The 18,387-nt window shown below is 29.6% G+C and carries 18 protein-coding genes; 17 read left to right on the top strand and 1 reads right to left on the bottom strand.

The features are described 5' to 3' along the window. Positions 1–196: 196 nt before the first annotated feature. The 6 genes from ABWP20_RS03980 to ABWP20_RS03955 all read left to right on the top strand — a co-directional run bounded on the left by ABWP20_RS03980 (position 197) and on the right by ABWP20_RS03955 (position 5,950). Positions 197–850, top strand: coding sequence for a hypothetical protein (locus tag ABWP20_RS03980; RefSeq protein WP_353093966.1), 654 nt, complete (start codon positions 197–199; stop codon positions 848–850). Between the two features lie 108 nt (positions 851–958). Next, on the top strand, positions 959–1,186 hold the full coding sequence (locus ABWP20_RS03975; RefSeq protein ID WP_353093964.1) for a hypothetical protein: 228 nt from the start codon (positions 959–961) through the stop codon (positions 1,184–1,186). A gap of 448 nt (positions 1,187–1,634) precedes the next feature. Further along, entirely contained in the window at positions 1,635–2,906 is a 1,272-nt protein-coding gene (locus tag ABWP20_RS03970; protein WP_353093963.1) for a DUF6688 domain-containing protein, read from the top strand. Between the two features lie 398 nt (positions 2,907–3,304). Beyond that, positions 3,305–3,820: a cob(I)yrinic acid a,c-diamide adenosyltransferase gene (locus ABWP20_RS03965; RefSeq protein WP_353093961.1), complete on the top strand. Its 516-nt coding sequence runs from the start codon at positions 3,305–3,307 to the stop codon at positions 3,818–3,820. Positions 3,821–4,074: 254 nt separating this feature from the next. Then, positions 4,075–4,902 carry a DegV family protein gene (locus ABWP20_RS03960; protein WP_353093959.1) on the top strand — a complete coding sequence of 276 codons (828 nt, stop codon included), beginning with the start codon at positions 4,075–4,077 and terminating at the stop codon, positions 4,900–4,902. Positions 4,903–4,993: 91 nt separating this feature from the next. Beyond that, positions 4,994–5,950 carry an L-threonine 3-dehydrogenase gene (locus tag ABWP20_RS03955; RefSeq protein ID WP_353093957.1) on the top strand — a complete coding sequence of 319 codons (957 nt, stop codon included), beginning with the start codon at positions 4,994–4,996 and terminating at the stop codon, positions 5,948–5,950. A gap of 52 nt (positions 5,951–6,002) precedes the next feature. Here ABWP20_RS03955 and ABWP20_RS03950 read toward each other — a convergent pair whose 3' ends face one another. Next, positions 6,003–7,784 (bottom strand): Rqc2 family fibronectin-binding protein, encoded by a 1,782-nt coding sequence (locus ABWP20_RS03950; protein WP_353093956.1) that lies wholly within the window; start codon positions 7,782–7,784, stop codon positions 6,003–6,005. 176 nt (positions 7,785–7,960) lie between these two features. Between ABWP20_RS03950 and ABWP20_RS03945 the strand changes: the two genes are divergently transcribed. From ABWP20_RS03945 to rlmN, 11 genes are all read left to right on the top strand, one after another. Then, positions 7,961–8,851 (top strand): YicC/YloC family endoribonuclease, encoded by an 891-nt coding sequence (locus ABWP20_RS03945; RefSeq protein ID WP_353093954.1) that lies wholly within the window; start codon positions 7,961–7,963, stop codon positions 8,849–8,851. Positions 8,852–8,865: 14 nt separating this feature from the next. Then, entirely contained in the window at positions 8,866–9,123 is a 258-nt protein-coding gene (gene remA / locus ABWP20_RS03940) for an extracellular matrix/biofilm regulator RemA (protein WP_353093952.1), read from the top strand. 28 nt (positions 9,124–9,151) lie between these two features. Beyond that, entirely contained in the window at positions 9,152–9,766 is a 615-nt protein-coding gene (gene gmk, locus ABWP20_RS03935; RefSeq protein ID WP_353094095.1) for a guanylate kinase, read from the top strand. Position 9,767: 1 nt separating this feature from the next. After that, entirely contained in the window at positions 9,768–9,977 is a 210-nt protein-coding gene (gene rpoZ, locus ABWP20_RS03930; protein WP_353093950.1) for a DNA-directed RNA polymerase subunit omega, read from the top strand. An 11-nt stretch (positions 9,978–9,988) separates the two neighbouring features. Next, a complete protein-coding gene (gene coaBC / locus ABWP20_RS03925; RefSeq protein WP_353093948.1) occupies positions 9,989–11,197 on the top strand; it encodes a bifunctional phosphopantothenoylcysteine decarboxylase/phosphopantothenate--cysteine ligase CoaBC in 1,209 nt (402 codons plus the stop codon). A gap of 46 nt (positions 11,198–11,243) precedes the next feature. Then, positions 11,244–13,712, top strand: a complete 2,469-nt coding sequence (priA, locus tag ABWP20_RS03920; RefSeq protein WP_353093946.1) for a primosomal protein N' — start codon at positions 11,244–11,246, stop codon at positions 13,710–13,712. Positions 13,713–13,723: 11 nt separating this feature from the next. Next, positions 13,724–14,185, top strand: a complete 462-nt coding sequence (gene def, locus ABWP20_RS03915) for a peptide deformylase (protein ID WP_353093944.1) — start codon at positions 13,724–13,726, stop codon at positions 14,183–14,185. 24 nt (positions 14,186–14,209) lie between these two features. Beyond that, a complete protein-coding gene (gene fmt / locus ABWP20_RS03910; RefSeq protein WP_353093942.1) occupies positions 14,210–15,139 on the top strand; it encodes a methionyl-tRNA formyltransferase in 930 nt (309 codons plus the stop codon). A 21-nt stretch (positions 15,140–15,160) separates the two neighbouring features. Next, complete coding sequence (locus tag ABWP20_RS03905) at positions 15,161–15,856, top strand: zinc metallopeptidase (protein WP_353093941.1); 696 nt, start codon at positions 15,161–15,163, stop codon at positions 15,854–15,856. Positions 15,857–15,917: 61 nt separating this feature from the next. Further along, positions 15,918–17,267, top strand: coding sequence for a 16S rRNA (cytosine(967)-C(5))-methyltransferase RsmB (gene rsmB, locus ABWP20_RS03900; RefSeq protein ID WP_353093939.1), 1,350 nt, complete (start codon positions 15,918–15,920; stop codon positions 17,265–17,267). A gap of 56 nt (positions 17,268–17,323) precedes the next feature. Then, the gene (gene rlmN / locus ABWP20_RS03895) at positions 17,324–18,376 is read left to right on the top strand and encodes a dual-specificity RNA methyltransferase RlmN (protein WP_353093937.1); all 1,053 of its coding nucleotides are present in this window, start codon (positions 17,324–17,326) and stop codon (positions 18,374–18,376) included. Positions 18,377–18,387 lie beyond the last annotated feature (11 nt).

Below are 18,387 nucleotides of genomic sequence, written 5' to 3'. Positions count from 1 at the left end.
TTGTGTTCTTATTTAATACTTCGTATAAAGTAAAGAAAATCTATCAAAAATTTTATTATTTTTTATATTATTTGAAAATCAATTATACTTAATTTCTATTATAGAAGAAGAAAAGAAAAAAGATAATGAGAAGTTTATTATTGATGAACTTAAAAAGAAACCTGAGATTACTTCAGAAACTAATTGTGGTGTTGAGGTGGTTTTAGATTATGACTCGGAAAATTATGTAGTACTGCATGGTTATTTTGGTCTATTTGTTTATGATTTAAAGGCAAACAAGATAGTGGGAGTCTTAGACTTAAAACCCATAAATTGTGAGATTGTAGCAGGTGACAATGCTAGTTCTGTAAGCTTTAATGAAAGTGAAATGACAATTAGAATTTGGCTTTTGGACCAAAACGATATAATGTTTGAGTATAACTTAATAGGAGATAATTTGAGGAGAATTCTCTATGATGAAAATTTAACTAAGTCTAGACAACTCAATGGTAAGATAATTGAAGGTTCTGATGTAGGTTCACTAGTTTATGATTCAGGTAGTAGAAAATATCGAATTTTTGATACATATTTTACAGACGGATATACTGTAAAAAAAGGTCTTTATGAAAATAAAAAAGATATACCTGATTATGGAAGTATAGAGCTAGACGAAAATGGACAATACTTGGCAAATCTCGGATATTTATATGGTTATGCACCTAAAGGGGACTATATCCAAGAAGGCGACCAGCTAATTTGTTATGATGGTGATAAAGTCATTATGAAGTTCCGAATAAAAGGAGATACGCTAATATATGAAGGAGGACTTAAGCATTTTGATATAGGTGAAGAATTTTATCTTAAGAGATAGTAGTAAGAAATCTTAAACCACGGATTTAAATATTATAAATATAAATGAATATTTTAAACCCAATAGTTTTAGAGAGGACTTTCATACTCTTATAATATAATGACTGCAATGACTATGCCAAATGGATTTGCTAGAAACAAAAAGTATAATTACACTACTTGTACTAGATATATTTGTTCATATGATTCAAAATATAAAATACTAACTGTAAAATCTAATAATAATCTGACGATTTATCAGTTAGGTATAAGTAAGAGAGATTATTTGAAATTAGAGAAAGAAATTTTCAAAGATATATTGGCAGACAAAATTTTTGATAATGCAAAGGAATATTAGAAAAACAAAGATTAAAAAAGTTCTTTTTTGAAAGAACTATTTTAATAAGATATACCAATTAAAATAGAACAAGAAACTAGTAAAAAGAGAAGTTTTTTAGTTTCATAGTTGTAGATAACCAATTTAGAGAGGATTAATCAATAATTTAATCCTCTCTAAAATACATCTAGAAGTGCAAATATAATACAAAAACATAACAAAAGACTTCAATTTACATCCGACCCTGACTATGGAACGTGCTACAATAATGACATGAGTATTAAGTATAGGTAAAGCCAAGGGTTTGAGAAGTTCTATCTTAGATTAGATAAGAAGTATTTATCTTTATTTGGTTTATATGAGATTTAAATATTTATATTTTGTGAATTCATTGAATAAATATTTATGATAAAATGATATTATAAGAAATGTAGAAGTTGTTTATTTAGAATAAATAGAGGTGTTTTAGATGAAAGTTATTTTCAGAAAGATAAGTAAGTATTTTTATATAGCTCCTATTTTAACCACAATAATACTTAGTTTTATAGGATCGTTTTTCATTGTAGCAACACTATCGATTATTAGTATAATCCAAGGTTCATCAAATTTCCTTTTTCGAGACATATTATCTGGACTATTGATATATTCACTATTGACGTTACCTATTGTTTTAACAATTGAAAATATCGTTTTACTTTTTATCAAACCCAAAACAGAGGAAAAAGAAAAGGTAATAAAAAGATGGGAAGTCGTAGCAATGGGTATAGGGGTGACGTTTACGCTTTTTTATGTGTCATTGATTGACATTGTTTTTTACGATTGGCATATTCAATTATACAACCATGAAATCCATACTCCTATTGCGACAAAATCATTTTTGACTATGGGTATTATTGCTTTAGTAGCTGTTTTTGGCTATATAATTCTTAGATTTTTTAACATTGAAAAGTTGCCTCCACTTTTTGCAGTACTTTGTATTTCCGCACTATACCTTGGTATTGCACAATGTATTCTATGGTGTGCTCAAATATTTACTGCACTAGATACAGATATGATTTTACTCTGCTTATTCCCATTAAACTGGATTTTGATTGCTATAAGAACAATAAAAGATGTTGTGCATCAACAAACCTTCGAAAAACAAAATATCTCTCATAAATATAGGCATATTGTGATATTACTAAATAATACCACCAACTGGCCATGGATAGCTTTTCTTGCTGCAATTCCCTTGCTCGGTATTTTAGTTGCTATATTGCTTCTATTTGGTCAGGAGCCAGACAGCTTTATAAAAGCGTGGACAGAAACTGCCGATTGGAATATGTCACAGAAGGTTGCGCCTCAAAACATTTATAGAGATGAACATTATTTATGTACAGTTGCAGCAGGCGGGCATCCAACAATTGTAAAGCCGATACGTACTGGGAAACGACATGGTCATAGAGTAATTGTAAATAGGCAGTTGTGTATCACTAATGCTTTTGAACAGCTTCTTGAAGAGTGGACACCAAACTTTCACCGTTTTGTAAGGGCTTTGTATGATAAAATTGGGTATCCAATAGCAAAACATATACAGTCTCCATATATTGCTGATGCCATATATTTTATAATGAAACCGCTGGAGTGGATATTTCTTTTTTTTCTGTATCTGTTTGATACAAAACCGGAAAATCGTATTGCAATTCAGTATCCCCATTCAGTCCCACCAACATTAAATTCTGGCTTTTACCATTTAAAATAGAAAGAATGGTCAAGCAAGATATGGAATCGAGGCAGGATCATGGAGGAAGTCTTTAAAATAGAAGATGAATTGACATCATGCCTTCGCATATTATTATCATCTAGTTGCCACAACCTAGGTGGAGTATATGGTGTTGATGTAAAAATTTATATAAAAGTCCTTAAATTCAAGCAACTTTTGAGTATATGAAATATATTAATTGAAATAAATTGGGTCTGCTGTACATTTGTAGGATATTGCGTCACTAAACGGGCAACATGGAAACCTACTCCTACGAATAACATGAGGAGAGAGCTATACCCAAATCAATTTGTTGAATTTGAAGTATCGGAGTCAAGATTTATAGGAAATAAGAAATATATGGATAAGGTTAAGATTATTGGAAAGGGGTGTATATTGTGGAAAAAGGATATGTTCATGTATATACTGGAAACGGGAAAGGAAAGACAACTGCTGCATTAGGTTTATCCTTAAGGGCTGTTCTTGCTGGGAAGAAAGTATTTTTTGGCCAATTTATTAAAGGCATGGAGTATAGTGAATTAGAAAGTGAGAAATACCTTCCCAACTTTAAAATTCAACAATTTGGTAGAGATTGTTTCATATACAATGACCCTACAGATGAGGATATTAGAATAGCTAAAGAAGGACTAGAAGTATGTAAAAAAATTTTAAATAGTGATAAATATGATATTGTTGTATTAGATGAGTTAAATATAGCTACTTACTATAAATTATTAAACCCCGATGATATTATTGATATATTAAAGAATAGAAATCAAAAGATTGAAGTGATTATAACAGGTAGATATGCAGATAAAAGAATTGTTGAATTTGCTGACTTAGTTACTGAGATGCAGGAGATAAAGCATTATTATTATAAAGGTGTAGAAGCTAGAAAGGGAATAGAAAAATAAATATAGATTATATATTATATATTAATACTATATTCTAATAAAATAATATATAAGAAAGCGAGTAAAATCTATATCGTTGTAAAATATTAGTAAAGAATGTAATTAGGAGATATTTATTGAAAGGTTCTCATATTTCATGAAATAAGTATTAAATATAGATAACTACTTGTAAAATAAATTTAAATATGAAATAATAAAATAATTATGCTGTTAGATAATGGCATAATTATTTTATTTATAAAGGGAGGCATAAGATGTCAAAGATTAAAATAATAACTGACAGTACTAGTTATATAACTAAAGAATATGCAAAGGAAGAAAACGTTACAGTAGTTCCATTGAGCTATATTTTTGGAGAAGAATCAGGGAAGGATCCATTTCCAGGAGAATTTGATGAATTCTATAATAAGCTTCAAAATACGAAATTATTCCCCTCAACATCTCAACCACCAGTAGGAGAATTTTTAAATGCTTTTAACAATGCTTTTGAGGAAGGTTATGATGAGATAATAGCAATTCTTTTATCTTCTAAATTAAGCGGTACTTTTAATAGTGCAATGCTTGCAAAAAACATGTTAGAGAATAAAAAAATTACTATTATTGACTCACAAATGGCAGTTGCAAATTTGAAGTTTTTAGTTGAAGATGCGGTACAGATGGTGAAGGAAGGAAAGTCATCTAGGGAGATTGAAAGTTATTTAAATACTAAAAAAGTTAATATGAATATTTATCTAACTACAGATACATTGGAGTATTTAAGTAGAGGGGGGAGGCTCTCGGCAGTTCAGGCAACATTAGGAAACTTTTTAAATATTAAGCCCATAATTCAACTAAAAGATGGAGAACTTAAACTTTTAGAAAAGCTTAGGGGGAGGAATAAAGTGTTATCGGCTATAATGGAGAGGCTTCCTTCTAATGTTGAGAAAATAGGTATATGTCATGTTTTAAATAAGGAAGATGCTGAAAAGATAAAAGATTTACTACAGGAAAAATTTCCTAAGGCTACAATAATAATTGATGAGTTAGGCCCAGTAATTGGCTCACATTTAGGACCTAAGGGGATTGGGGTTTGTTTTTACTAAATTTGTTATATAATGGGTACTCAAATTGTATTAAATATGATATAATTATGACGGATTAAGAAGGTATTTAATTATAATGGGGGTGTATTTAATGAGAAAAATATTAGTAACAGGAGCATTAGGGCAGATTGGTTCAGAATTAATCGTAGAGCTAAGAAAAATTTATGGGGCAAATAATGTTATTGCCAGTGGTAGAAGAGTAAAAGAAGGACATGAAAAGCTAATTGAATCAGGACCATTTGAAATAGTAGATATAACTAAAGGAAATGAAGTATCTGAAATAGTTAAAAAACATAATGTAAATACAATAATAAATTTAGCAGCAATTCTTTCAGCTGTAGGTGAAAAGCATCCAGAAGATTGTTGGAATATAAATATGAACGGTTTATATAATATTCTTGAAATTGCAAGGGAAGAAAATTGTATGGTATTTACACCAAGTTCTATTGCAGCATTTGGTCCATCAACACCAGCGGATAATACTCCACAAGATACTATCCAAAGACCAACAACAATGTATGGTGTTACTAAAGTAGCTGGAGAATTATTATGTGATTATTATTACAAGAGATTTGGAGTAGATACTAGAGGAGTTCGTTTCCCAGGTCTTATTTCTTATGAAACATTACCAGGTGGAGGAACTACTGACTATGCAGTTCATATTTACTATGATGCATTAAAGAATAAGAAATACACTAGTTTCATAGGTAAAGGAACAAAAATGGATATGATGTATATGCCAGATGCATTAGATGCTATAATAAATCTTATGGAGGCAGATTCATCTAAATTAATCCATAGAAATGCATTTAACGTAACTGCTATGAGTTTCGACCCAGAAATGTTAGCTGCATCTATAAAGAAAGTTATACCAGAATTTGAATTAGATTATGATGTAGACCCAATAAGACAAGGTATTGCTGATACTTGGCCAAATTCATTAGATGACTCAGCTGCTAGAGAAGAATGGGGCTGGAATCCAAAATACGACTTAGACTCCATGACTAAGGACATGCTTGAAAAACTTACAATTAAATTAGGATTATAGAAAATTAAAAGGGCTAAAATATTAGCCCTTTTTAAAAATATTAAATTCATAACTAGTTTTTAGATGATCCAGTCTTAATCTTATCTACTAATTCCTTAGAAGGATTTATAGTTATTGTCTTAAAGTTATCATATATTACCATTCCTGCTTTGGCATTTTTAGGTTTTTTAATATTTTTTCTTTCTGTATAGTCCACTGCAACATGATTAGAATTTTTACCTTTACTATAATATGCAGCCAATATAGCAGCTTCTTCTAAAGTGGAAGATGGTATATCCTTACCTTTTTTCTCTATGATTACATGGCTTCCTGGCATATTTTGAACATGTAGCCACATATCATCTTTACGGGATAATCGTAAGGTTAAATAATCATTTTGTTTATTATTTTTCCCCACGTAAATATTAAATTCATCTCCAGAAATAAAGTGAAGAGGTTTAGATACAGATTCTTCTTTTGATTTTTTCTTTTTTATAGAACCTTTTATATAACCTTCACTGATTAGTTCTTCCTTAATCTCATCTAATTCTTCAATTTCTGTTGAATTTTCTATACTCATAAGCACGTTTTCTAAATAAGAAATTTCATCTTCTGTACTAGGTATTTGATCTAATAACAACTGATGGGCATTTTTAAGTTTTGAATATTTTTTATAATATTTTTGTGCATTTGCCACTGGGGACAATTTAATATCAAGGGGAACCTTTAATTTACCTAAATTCTCATCATAGAAATTTTCAAGTTCAATATTATTGGCTCCCCTAGGAATAGTATGAAGATTAGCTGATATTAAATCGGCATAAACTTTATATTTTTCCCTATCTTGACTTTCTAAAAGTTCTTCCTTTTGTTTTCCTAGCTTATTTAAAGTTCTATCAAGCTTTACTTGAATAGATTTTCTAATAGATTGAGATTTTTGCCCTATTCTATCAAGGATATCTTTTCTACGATAGAAATTATCTAGAAGTTTTGATATAGAATCAAAGAACACCTTGTTTCCCATACCAAATTGCTTAAGTTCCAATACATGAAAAGCCAATATCTCTCCTGTATTATTATCTAAAATTGAAATAGGAGTAAATTCTTCTTTAGATACTAAATTCATAAACTTATTAAAAGAAAGATATAAGGAATTTTTATCTTTTTCATATATACTTCCAAGATTTCTATCTATATCTATATTTGCATCAAAGCATATTTCTCTACTTATTAAAGGACTTAATCCTAAATAGTTAAAATATAGAAATTTAAAACATGGTAAATTTTTATTCTCTGAATCCATAAGGTTAAAGAAATCTTCTTTTATAACATCTAATGGATTGACTTTATCTTGTAATGGTGGATATTCATAAATCATACCCGGCAAAATTTGTCTTACTCTACTCATATCTTCATATATTCTCTTTACAGAATCTATTATTTTAAATGAAGATTTGTCAACTAATATAATATTGCTGTGTTTGCCCATTATTTCGATGATTATTCTTTTTTCAGTGGGCTGACCCAGTTCATCTACTGCAGAGATGTCAATAAAGATTACTCTATCTAAGTTGAACTGTTCAACATTTAATATTATTCCTCCAATAAGATGTTTTCTCAAAAGCATACAAAACATAGGAGGTTCAGAAGGGTTCTTTTTAGAATACTCTGTTAAATAAACCCTTGGGTTGTTGCTGCTAGCAGACATTACTAATTTATAGTTAGTTCCTTTACTATGAATATGGATTAAAATCTCATCTTTTTCTTGTTGGTAGACTTTATCTACTCTTCCACCTATTAATTTTTCTTTTAATTCTTTTACAACTGCCTTTGTTACAATACCATCAAATGACATATTAACTCCTCCAATATTAACTAAGACTACTAAAAGTATACCATTATATTAAGAAATAATAAACTAAAAGGATTTATAGAATAAATATTAAAAAATTGTAACATATAGTGGATTAATTTGTTCATAAGAGATATAATACTTAACTATAATCTAGTGGTTGTCAGAATAGGAAAGGGGTGTTTATTATAATTAAAAGTATGACAGGTTTTGGCAGAGGAGAGTTTAGTAACGAAGTTTATAATTTTAAAGTGGAAATAAAGGCAGTTAATCATAGATACAATGATATTTCAGTTAAAATGCCTAGACATATTGGATATCTTGAAGAAGATGTTAAAAAAATTATAAAAACGGAAATTAGTAGGGGAAAAGTTGATGTATATATTAATTTAGATTATATCAATGAATCGGCTATAGAGATTAAAGTAGACATTCCTTTGGCAAAATCTTATAAATCTATTTTAGAAGAGTTATCGTCAGAGCTTGAATTAGAGGAAAATGTTAGATTATTTAATATATTAGGTCTATCTGAAATCATTAAGATTGAGAGAAAAGAATTAGATGAAGATATTGCTTGGAGCTGTTTAAAAGAGGCTTTAAATATGGCACTTAAAGATATTATGAGTATGAAGACAGTAGAAGGAGAGGCACTAAAAAGTGATATGATTTCGAAATTAGATAGAATTGAAACCATAGTCTTAGAAATTGAAGAGAGATCTCCTTTAGTTGTGCTAGAATATAAAAATAAGTTAAGGGATAGAATTAGTGAATTATTAGATAAGGATATTAATATAGATGATGATAGAATAAGTTCTGAGGTGGCGATTTTTGCTGATAAGAGCAATATAAATGAAGAAATCGTAAGATTAAAAAGCCATGTAAAACAATTTTTATCTATATTAGATGCAGAGGATGCAGTAGGAAGGAAGCTTGATTTTCTAATTCAAGAAATGAACAGGGAAATCAACACAATTGGTTCAAAGGCCAATGATATATTGATTTCTCAGAATGTAGTTGAAATAAAAGCAGAAATAGAAAAGATAAGAGAACAAGTTCAAAATATTGAATAATTGAGGAGGAAAACATGTCAGTAAAACTAATTAATATTGGTTTTGGTAATATTGTTTTGGCTAATAGAATAATATCTGTTGTTAGTTCAGAATCGGCACCTATTAAAAGATTGATTCAAGAAGCAAGAGAGAAAGGTCTCCTAATAGATGCTACTTATGGCAGAAGGACTAGGGCAGTTATAATCACCGATAGTCAACATGTGATTTTAACACCTGTTCAGTCAGAAACCATTGCTAATCGATTTCACGATAAAGAAGAAGATATGGATTAATATAGAAGGGAGAGGACTGGTGATAATTATGTCAAAGGGGCTTTTACTTATTGTTTCAGGTCCAGCTGGTACTGGAAAAGGGACTGTATGTAAAGAAGTATTAGAAAGGAACAAGGATATATTATATTCCATTTCAGCAACTACTAGAAATCCGAGAGTTGGAGAAATTGATGGGGTTAATTATTTTTTTATAGATGAAGAAGAGTTTAATAAAAAGATTGAGAATAATGAATTCTTAGAATATGCATATGTACACACTAATCATTATGGAACACCTAGAGATTTTGTTATAGACAAGATAAATAATGGAGAAACTGTTTTACTGGAAATCGATGTTCAAGGTGCACTACAAGTTAAGAAAAATTATTCTGAAGCAGTTTTAGTGTTTATTTTACCTCCAACAATGGAAGAATTAAAGAATAGAATAGTTAAAAGAGGAACAGAATCAGAAGAAGACATAAATAGAAGATTTAAAAATGCTTTTAAAGAGCTAGATTGTATAGAAGAATATGATTATTTTGTTGTAAATGACAAAATAGAATATGCTGTATCTGATATTGAGTCAATAATAAAAGCAGAAAAATTAAAGGTAAAAAGGAATTTAGATATTAAAGATAAAGTTATTTTACAGGGAGGAAGATAATATGTTAAATCCATCTTTTAATGAATTAGCCGAAAGAGGAGATAGTAGATATACTTTAGTTATGCTTACGGCCAAAAGGGCTAGAAAGATTATCGAAGGAGCTGAACCTTTACTTGAAACCTCTTCTAAAAAACCAGTTAGTATTGCTTTAGAAGAAGTTGTAAATGGCAAGATAACTTATACTAGACCACCTATAAATAGTATAAAATAGGAGGTGATTAGATGTTAAAGGATAAGACCGTAATCCTTGGAGTTACAGGAGGGATTGCTGTATATAAGGCTGCTGATATAGTAAGCAGACTAAAAAAACTTCATGCTAATGTAGAGGTTGTCATGACTCAAGGGGCTACTGAATTTGTAACTCCATTGACTTTTCAAACTATGTCGGGAAACATAGTTCATAGAGAAATGTTTAGTGAAATTGTAAACTACGATGTTGAACATATATCATTGGCACAAAAAGCTGATATTATTTTAATTGCACCAGCAACAGCAAATACCATAGGAAAAATAGCAAATGGTATAGCTGATAACCTTTTAACTACTGTAGTAATGGCATCTACAGCTAAGATAATATTTGCCCCTGCTATGAATACTAAAATGTATCAAAATCCCATAGTAAAAAATAATATAGATAAATTAAAAAAACTAGGATATGAATTTATTCAACCGGGAGTAGGATTACTTGCCTGTGGAGATTATGGAGAAGGAAAAATGGCAGAGCCAGCAAATATTGTAAAGTATGTTGTTAATAGTATTGTAGAAAAGGACTTATCAGGGAAAAAGATAGTTGTAACTGCGGGGCCGACTATTGAACCGTTAGATCCTGTTAGATATATGACTAATCATTCAAGTGGGAAAATGGGATATAGTATAGCAGAGGAAGCATCAATTAGAGGAGCAGAGGTTGTATTGGTTTCTGGACCTACATCTATTAATCCACCTAGTAGAGTAGAACTAATTAAAGTGAAAAGTACTGAAGACATGTTAAATGCAGTTGCTAAACATTTTGATTCATGTGATGTACTGATAAAATCCGCGGCTCCTGTTGACTATAGACCTGAGACAACTAGTCCTACTAAGATAAAGAAAAAAGAAAATGAAGAAGACGAATTAATCATTAAATATATAAAAAATCCAGACATAGCTGCTTATTTTGGTAAACAAAAGAAAGATCAAGTTATGGTTGGGTTTGCAGCTGAAACTAATAATTTAGACGAATATGCCATGGGCAAATTGAAAAAGAAAAATCTTGATTTTATAGTTGCAAATGATGTAACAAAAGAAGGGGCAGGATTTAATGTTGATACTAATATTGTGGCTATAATTGATAGAGAAGGTGCTAAGACTACTTATCCTATGATGGACAAAAGAGAAGTTGCAAGAGTTATATTGGATAGGGTAAAATCTATATTAGATAATAAAAGCTAGATTAAACTATCTAGCTTTTAATTTTCATATTAAAAGGATGATTAATTTGAATATAAAATATGCACAAATTATAGTAAATAATAGAGCATCACAAGTTGATAAATTGTATACATATATTCTTGATAATGAGTTAAAAGATATAGTAAAAGAAGGTATGAGAGTAATAATTCCCTTTGGAAAGGGAAATAAATTAATTAAAGGCATTGTAATTAAAATTATAAATACTTGGAATGGAAGATATCCTTTAAAAAATGTTGTTGATGTATTAGATGACAAGCCTTTGATTTCAAAAGAACTTATAGAACTAAGTATTTGGATGAAGGAATATTATTTATCATCTTATATAGATGCTTTTCAACCAGCACTGCCTCCCGGGGATTTCAAAGAAGTAAATACTTTTGTTGAGATAGTTACAGATAATTATAAAGATATTAATGATGATGGATTGAATATTATTTCCTATTTAAATACTAATGGCAAAGTATTATTAGAAGATTTAAAGAAGGATTTAAAGGTTTCTAATATAAATAGAATATTAAGTTCTTTGGAAAGTAAAGGAATTATAGAGACTACTATAGACATTAAAACAACAGTAGATAAAAAGACGGAAAAATGGGTTAAACTTTTAAATACAAATCTTTCATTGCAAGAAATGCATGAATATATTGGAAAAAGAGCTGTTAAGCAAAGAGATATAGTAGAGTTCCTTTTTAATACTAAGGATATATCCTTTAAAAACCTTTCAAAATCAATGAATACTACATTATCTACAATAAAAGCAATAGAGGAAAAAGGGCTGTTAAAGATATATGAGAAAGAAATTAATAGAAATCCAATAAAAAAAGATATTAAGAATTATAAAAAACATACTCTATCATTTGCTCAAAGGAAGGTCTTTGAGAGAATTGTAAAATCATTTAATGGTGAGGATAAGAGTAACAAATTTCTAATTCATGGAGTAACAGGAAGTGGAAAAACCGAAATATATCTGCAGCTTGTTGAAGAAATAATAAATAAGGGAAAAGAAGCAATTATTCTAGTTCCAGAAATATCCCTTACTCCCCAGACCATTGATAGATTTGTTGGTAGATTTGGAGAGTTAGTTGCAGTTCTTCATAGTAGATTATCATATGGAGAAAGATTTGATGAATGGAGAAGAATAAAGGAAGGTAAAGTAAAAATAGTTGTAGGTGCTAGATCAGCTGTATTTGCACCGTTTCAAAATCTCGGTGTTATAATAATTGATGAAGAGCATGAAGCAACATATAAATCATCCCAAAATCCTAAGTATAATACTATTGAAGTTGCAGCTAAAAGAGTTGATATTGAAAATGCTTTTTTGATTATGGGCTCTGCCACACCTTCTATGGAAACTTATTATAATAGCCTAAATGGAAACTTTGAATTATTAGAATTACAAGAAAGAGTAAACGAATATGCATTACCAGAAGTAACAGTAGTAGATATGAGAGAAGAATTAAATAATGGTAACAAATCCATATTTAGTAAGGGATTATATGATTCTATAAATGAAAATTTAAAAAATGGAAAGCAAACAATATTGTTTTTAAATAGAAGAGGATTCTCTACTTTTATATCCTGTAGGAATTGTGGATACGTGGTAAAATGCAATAGTTGTGATATATCAATGACGTATCATAGAAATATAAATAAATTAAAATGCCACTATTGTGGTTTAGCTATAAATCCTCCAAATATTTGCCCTGTATGTAAAAGCAAATATATTAAATACTTTGGTATAGGTACTGAAAAAGTAGAAGAACTTACAAAAGAGTTATTCCCACAGGCTAGAATAGCAAGAATGGATATGGACACTACAACCGGAAAGGGAAGTCATGAATCCATTTTGGAGGATATGAAGAAAGGAAATATAGATATATTAATTGGAACACAAATGATTTCAAAGGGATTAGATTTTAAAAATGTAACCTTAGTTGGTATAATAGCAGCTGATACTACTTTGAATTTACCAGATTTCAGATCTCCGGAACGGGCCTTTCAATTAGTTACACAAGTAGCAGGAAGGGCAGGAAGAGGGGATGATGATGGTAAAGTAATACTTCAAACTTATAATCCTGAGCATTATAGTATTAAGTTTTCTAAAGAACATGATTATAAAAGTTTTTACGATACTGAAATTACTTTAAGACGAGAGTTTTTATACCCACCTTTTTTGAAACTTATTAGTTTGCTTATATATGGGGAAGATAATAATAAAGTTGCATCTATAGCAAGTGAGGTATATAATTTACTTGTCGAAGAATCAAAGTGGATTAGTAAAGATAATCTGAATGATTATATTATTGGACCATATCCAGCACCTCTTGAAAAAATTAAAAATAATTTTAGATGGCAGATAATTATTAAATCTAAAAAAGAAAATATAAATAGTTTAAAAAACATTTTAAAGAGGGTATGTATAAATAATGAATATAAATTAAAAACAAATCATGTAAAATTTAGCATTGATATTGACCCAAATTCTATACTATAGGAGGAATGTAAATGGCATTACGTGAAATAAGATTATCTGGTGACCCAATATTGAGAAAAAAATCAAAAGAGGTAACAGAAATTACAGAGAGAATAAAGATTCTTTTAGATGATATGATAGATACAATGAATGAGGCAGATGGAGTTGGACTAGCTGCACCACAAGTAGGTGTTCTTAGACGTGTTATAGTTATAGATGATGGCAATGGTCCAATTAAACTAATAAATCCAGTTATAGTGGAGATGAAAGGTGAGGCTATTGATATAGAAGGATGTTTATCTATACCTAACCGTTCAGGGACTGTAAAAAGACCAGAACAAGTTAAGGTAAAATATATTGATGCAGATGGAGAAGAGAAGATTATAGAAGGGAGTGGGTTACTGGCAAGGATTTTATGTCATGAAATAGATCATTTAGAAGGTGTTTTATATACAGATAAGATAATAGAGGAAGTAGAGGTAGAAGAAGAATAAAATTAGCTAATGAGGTGTAATAATATGAAGATAGTATTTATGGGAACTCCTGATTTTGCTGTACCCACATTGAAATCTTTATTTTCAAAGGGATATTCTATAGAATTAGTCATAACTCAAAAGGATAAACCTAAGGGTAGAGGAAAAAAAGTCCAGCATACACCAGTTAAAGAAAAGGCTTTGGAACTAGGACTTGAGGTTTATCAACCAGATTCAATAAATGATATAGAATCTGTTGATAGAATTAAATCGATAAATCCAGATTTTATTGTTGTTGTTGCCTATGGACAAATATTAAAAAAAGATATTTTAGAAATGCCTAAATGTGGATGTTATAACGTTCATGCATCATTATTACCTAAATATAGGGGTGCGGCTCCTATAAATTGGGCAATAATAAATGGAGAGAAGGAAACAGGAGTTACTATTATGGAAATGGAAGAGGGATTGGATTCTGGAGATATGTTATTGTGGAAATCCATTCCAATTAGTTTAGATGATGATGCTGTTAGTATGCACGATAAATTATCTATATTGGGTGGAGAGTTAATAGTTGAAGCTTTAGATGGAATTAAGAATGGGATATTAAATAAAACTCCTCAGAATCATAATCTATCAACCTATGCTCATATGCTAAATAAGAGCATGGGAAGAATAAATTGGAGTGATAGAGGAGAAAATATCATAAATTTAATTAGAGGCTTAAAATCATGGCCCTCTGCATATACTCAATATAAAGATGAAATTGTAAAAATACACAAAGCAAGTTTAATAGATAAAATTAAAGAAGGAAAAAATGGGGAAATAATAAAAGTTGATAATAATGGTATATATGTAAATGCAAAAGATAAAACAATTATCATTGAAGAAGTTCAATTTCCTGGCAAAAAGAAACTAAAGGTAGGGGAATATCTAAGAGGAAACTCTATAGAAAAAGGTATTATATTAAATTAGATACGAAAGGAGTAATGCGCAATGAATTATTACTATGGCGGTGGATACTATGGTTCATGGATAATATTTGTCCTTCCAGCTATGTTATTTGCTTCTTATGCTCAGCTTAAGATTAGCTCTGCATTTAATAAGTATTCAAGGGTTTCTAGTGGGACAGGATATACTGGGGCGCAAATCGCAAGGATGATTTTAGATAGAAATGGTCTTTATGATGTTAGAGTTGAGCAAGTAGGAGGAAAGCTGACAGACCATTATGATCCTAGAACTAAGGTTGTAAGATTATCTAACCAGATTTATGGAGGAAATAGTATTGCTTCCATGAGTGTAGCGGCTCATGAGGTAGGTCATGCAATTCAGCATGCAGAAGGATATTTTCCATTAATCCTTAGAAATAACATAGCTCCTATTGCAAATATAGGGTCAAGACTTGTATGGATTTTTATTCTTATTGGTTTTGCTATATCACCATTTTTCATTGAAGTTGGTATTGCATTATTCTTATCAGTGGTGCTTTTTCAAGTAGTAACATTACCTGTAGAGTTTAATGCAAGTCACAGGGCTTTATTACAATTAGAGAATGGAATTATGGAAAGAGATATGATAAAACCAGCAAGGGAAGTATTAAAAGCTGCAGCATTAACCTATGTAGCTGCTACATTAGTGGCTATTGGAGAACTACTCAGGTTATTGGCAATGACAAGTAGAAGAAGAGATTAAATTTTAGGGGGAATTATCCCCCTTTTTTAAATATTAATATAAAGATTATAGAGGTGTTAAGATGGAGTTATCTGCTAGGGAAATAGCGTTAAATATATTATGTGATATTTTTATAAATGGAGCTTTTTCTAATGTAGCTGTAAAAAATCATTTAAAATCAATGGAAAACTTAAATCATAAAGAAGAAGGTTTAATTAGGGAAATAGTATATGGTGTTTTAGAAAATCATATTTATATAGATTATATAATATCAAAAGCATCGAAGATAAAACTAAAGAAAATTCATGAGGTTATTTTAATTATACTTGAAATTGGAGTCTATCAGCTTATATTCATGGATAGAATACCTCCTAGTGCAGCCGTTAATGAATCTGTTAATCTAGCGAAAAAACATGGTCATAGAGGAACTATTGGATTTGTAAATGGCATTTTAAGAAATATAAGTAGAAATAAAGATGAATTTGCAAAAATCCAAGCTAAAAATAAAATTGATTATATTTCAATAAAATACTCTCATCCAAAATGGATGGTAAAAAGATGGATAGAAAAGTATGGTGATGATTTTACTGAAGAGCTTTGTAGAAAGAATAATGAATCACCTAAGTTAAATATAAGAATAAATACTTTAAAGACTAATAAAGATAAATTAAAGGATAAGCTAATAGATTGTGGATTTGTAGTTAAAGATACTAATTATGCTTATGATTCTTTAATTGTTGAAAATCCTATTAGAATAACTGAACTTCAAGAGTTTAAAGAAGGCCATTTTATTATTCAAGATGAAAGTAGTACCCTTGTAGGACAAATTATGGATCCTATAGAAGGAAGTACAATTATTGACTGTTGTAGTGCTCCTGGAGGCAAGTCTACCCATTTAGCACAAATAATGAATAATAAAGGAAGGGTACTAGGTCAAGATATTTATGATCATAAGATTAGGCTTATTGAGGAAAATGCAAAAAGACTTGGAATTAATATTATTGAAGCTTCTATTTCAGATGCTACTAAGAGAGATGAATCTTTAATAGGTATAGCAGATTATTTGTTATTAGATGCTCCATGCTCTGGCTTAGGTTTAATTAGAAGAAAGCCAGATATTAAGCTTAATAGGAAAGAAGAGGATATATTAGAATTAGCAAAATTGCAATATACTATTTTAAATAATGTAAAGGACTATTTAAAGGTAGGAGGAATACTAGTTTATAGTACTTGTACCATAGAAGATGATGAAAATATTAATATAATAAACAGATTTTTAGATGAAAATGAAAACTTTAAATTAATTAGTATTGAAGATAAAGTATCTAATTGTAAAAATGTAGATACCTTAAACCAAGGTTATATCCAATTATTTCCTCATATTCACAATACTGATGGTTTTTATATTGCAAAAATAATGAAAGAAAGATAGATATATATTTAATAATTATGTATAATATTATATTAGGATGGTATTGGGGTGATTAATTGAATAAAATTGAATTAAATAGTTTAACTTTAAAAGAACTAAAAGAGTATATGATTTCAATAGAAGAAAAAGCTTTTAGAGGAGAACAGGCTTTTTCATACTTTCATAGAAATAAAAAAGCAGATATTGAAGATTTAAAAATATTACCTGAGAACCTGAGAAAATACTTATTAGAAAATGCAAAGGTTAATAAAATAGATATTTATAAAGTTTTTACCTCAAAGATTGATAATACTAAAAAATATTTATTTTTATTAGATGATATGAATATTATTGAATCTGTAGCTATGGAGTATAATCATGGATTAACAGCTTGCATATCTACTCAGGTGGGATGTAAGATGGGATGTTCCTTCTGTGCTTCTACTAAAGAAGGATTAATAAGGGACTTAACCCCAGCAGAAATGGCAAATCAAATTTATATGATGGAAAAGGATTTGGGAAAAGACATTTCAAACATTGTGCTAATGGGAAGTGGAGAGCCACTGGATAACTATGATAATACTATGAAGTTTATTGATATTATTCATGATGAGAAGGGGCATAATATTAGTCTTAGAAATATTACTTTGTCCACTTGTGGAGTTGTTCCAAGGATTTATGATTTGGCTAAAAAAGATATACCGATAACTTTGTCCATATCATTACATTCGCCCTTTGATAGTGAAAGAAAAAGAATAATGCCTATTGCTAATAGATATTCCATAGAGGAATTGATAAAGGCATGTAGATCTTATTCAGAAAAGACTAAAAGACGAATTACTTTCGAATATACTTTAATTGATAATATAAATGATAGAGATGCAGATATAAAAGAACTAATTAAAATTCTTGAAGGATTAAAATGCCATATTAATTTAATTCCATTAAATCCGATTCGAGAATTTAACAAGGACAGGCCAAGTAGAAAAAATATAGAAAGAGTACAAAAAATCTTAAGTAATGCTAATATTGCTGTTACCATAAGGCGAGAAATGGGTGGAGATATTAGTGCTTCATGTGGACAGCTTAGGCGTGCTGTTACTCAAGGTAATGATAATAAAAGATTTTAAGAGGTGGTATT

This window comes from Tissierella praeacuta, assembly GCF_040396155.1.
Taxonomy (GTDB): domain Bacteria; phylum Bacillota; class Clostridia; order Tissierellales; family Tissierellaceae; genus Tissierella; species Tissierella praeacuta_A.
Note: the sequence above shows the minus strand (reverse complement) of the source record. Positions and strands in the feature narration are given on the sequence as shown.

Coding starts and splice junctions, on each gene's coding strand:
- rpoZ (WP_353093950.1), top strand. CDS start 9,768: ATGTTAAATCCATCTTTTAATGAATTAGCCGAAAGAGGAGATAGTAGA.
- ABWP20_RS03960 (WP_353093959.1), top strand. CDS start 4,075: ATGTCAAAGATTAAAATAATAACTGACAGTACTAGTTATATAACTAAA.
- remA (WP_353093952.1), top strand. CDS start 8,866: ATGTCAGTAAAACTAATTAATATTGGTTTTGGTAATATTGTTTTGGCT.
- ABWP20_RS03950 (WP_353093956.1), bottom strand. CDS start 7,784: ATGTCATTTGATGGTATTGTAACAAAGGCAGTTGTAAAAGAATTAAAA.
- ABWP20_RS03970 (WP_353093963.1), top strand. CDS start 1,635: ATGAAAGTTATTTTCAGAAAGATAAGTAAGTATTTTTATATAGCTCCT.
- fmt (WP_353093942.1), top strand. CDS start 14,210: ATGAAGATAGTATTTATGGGAACTCCTGATTTTGCTGTACCCACATTG.
- def (WP_353093944.1), top strand. CDS start 13,724: ATGGCATTACGTGAAATAAGATTATCTGGTGACCCAATATTGAGAAAA.
- ABWP20_RS03975 (WP_353093964.1), top strand. CDS start 959: ATGACTATGCCAAATGGATTTGCTAGAAACAAAAAGTATAATTACACT.
- ABWP20_RS03955 (WP_353093957.1), top strand. CDS start 4,994: ATGAGAAAAATATTAGTAACAGGAGCATTAGGGCAGATTGGTTCAGAA.
- coaBC (WP_353093948.1), top strand. CDS start 9,989: ATGTTAAAGGATAAGACCGTAATCCTTGGAGTTACAGGAGGGATTGCT.
- ABWP20_RS03905 (WP_353093941.1), top strand. CDS start 15,161: ATGAATTATTACTATGGCGGTGGATACTATGGTTCATGGATAATATTT.
- gmk (WP_353094095.1), top strand. CDS start 9,152: ATGTCAAAGGGGCTTTTACTTATTGTTTCAGGTCCAGCTGGTACTGGA.
- rsmB (WP_353093939.1), top strand. CDS start 15,918: ATGGAGTTATCTGCTAGGGAAATAGCGTTAAATATATTATGTGATATT.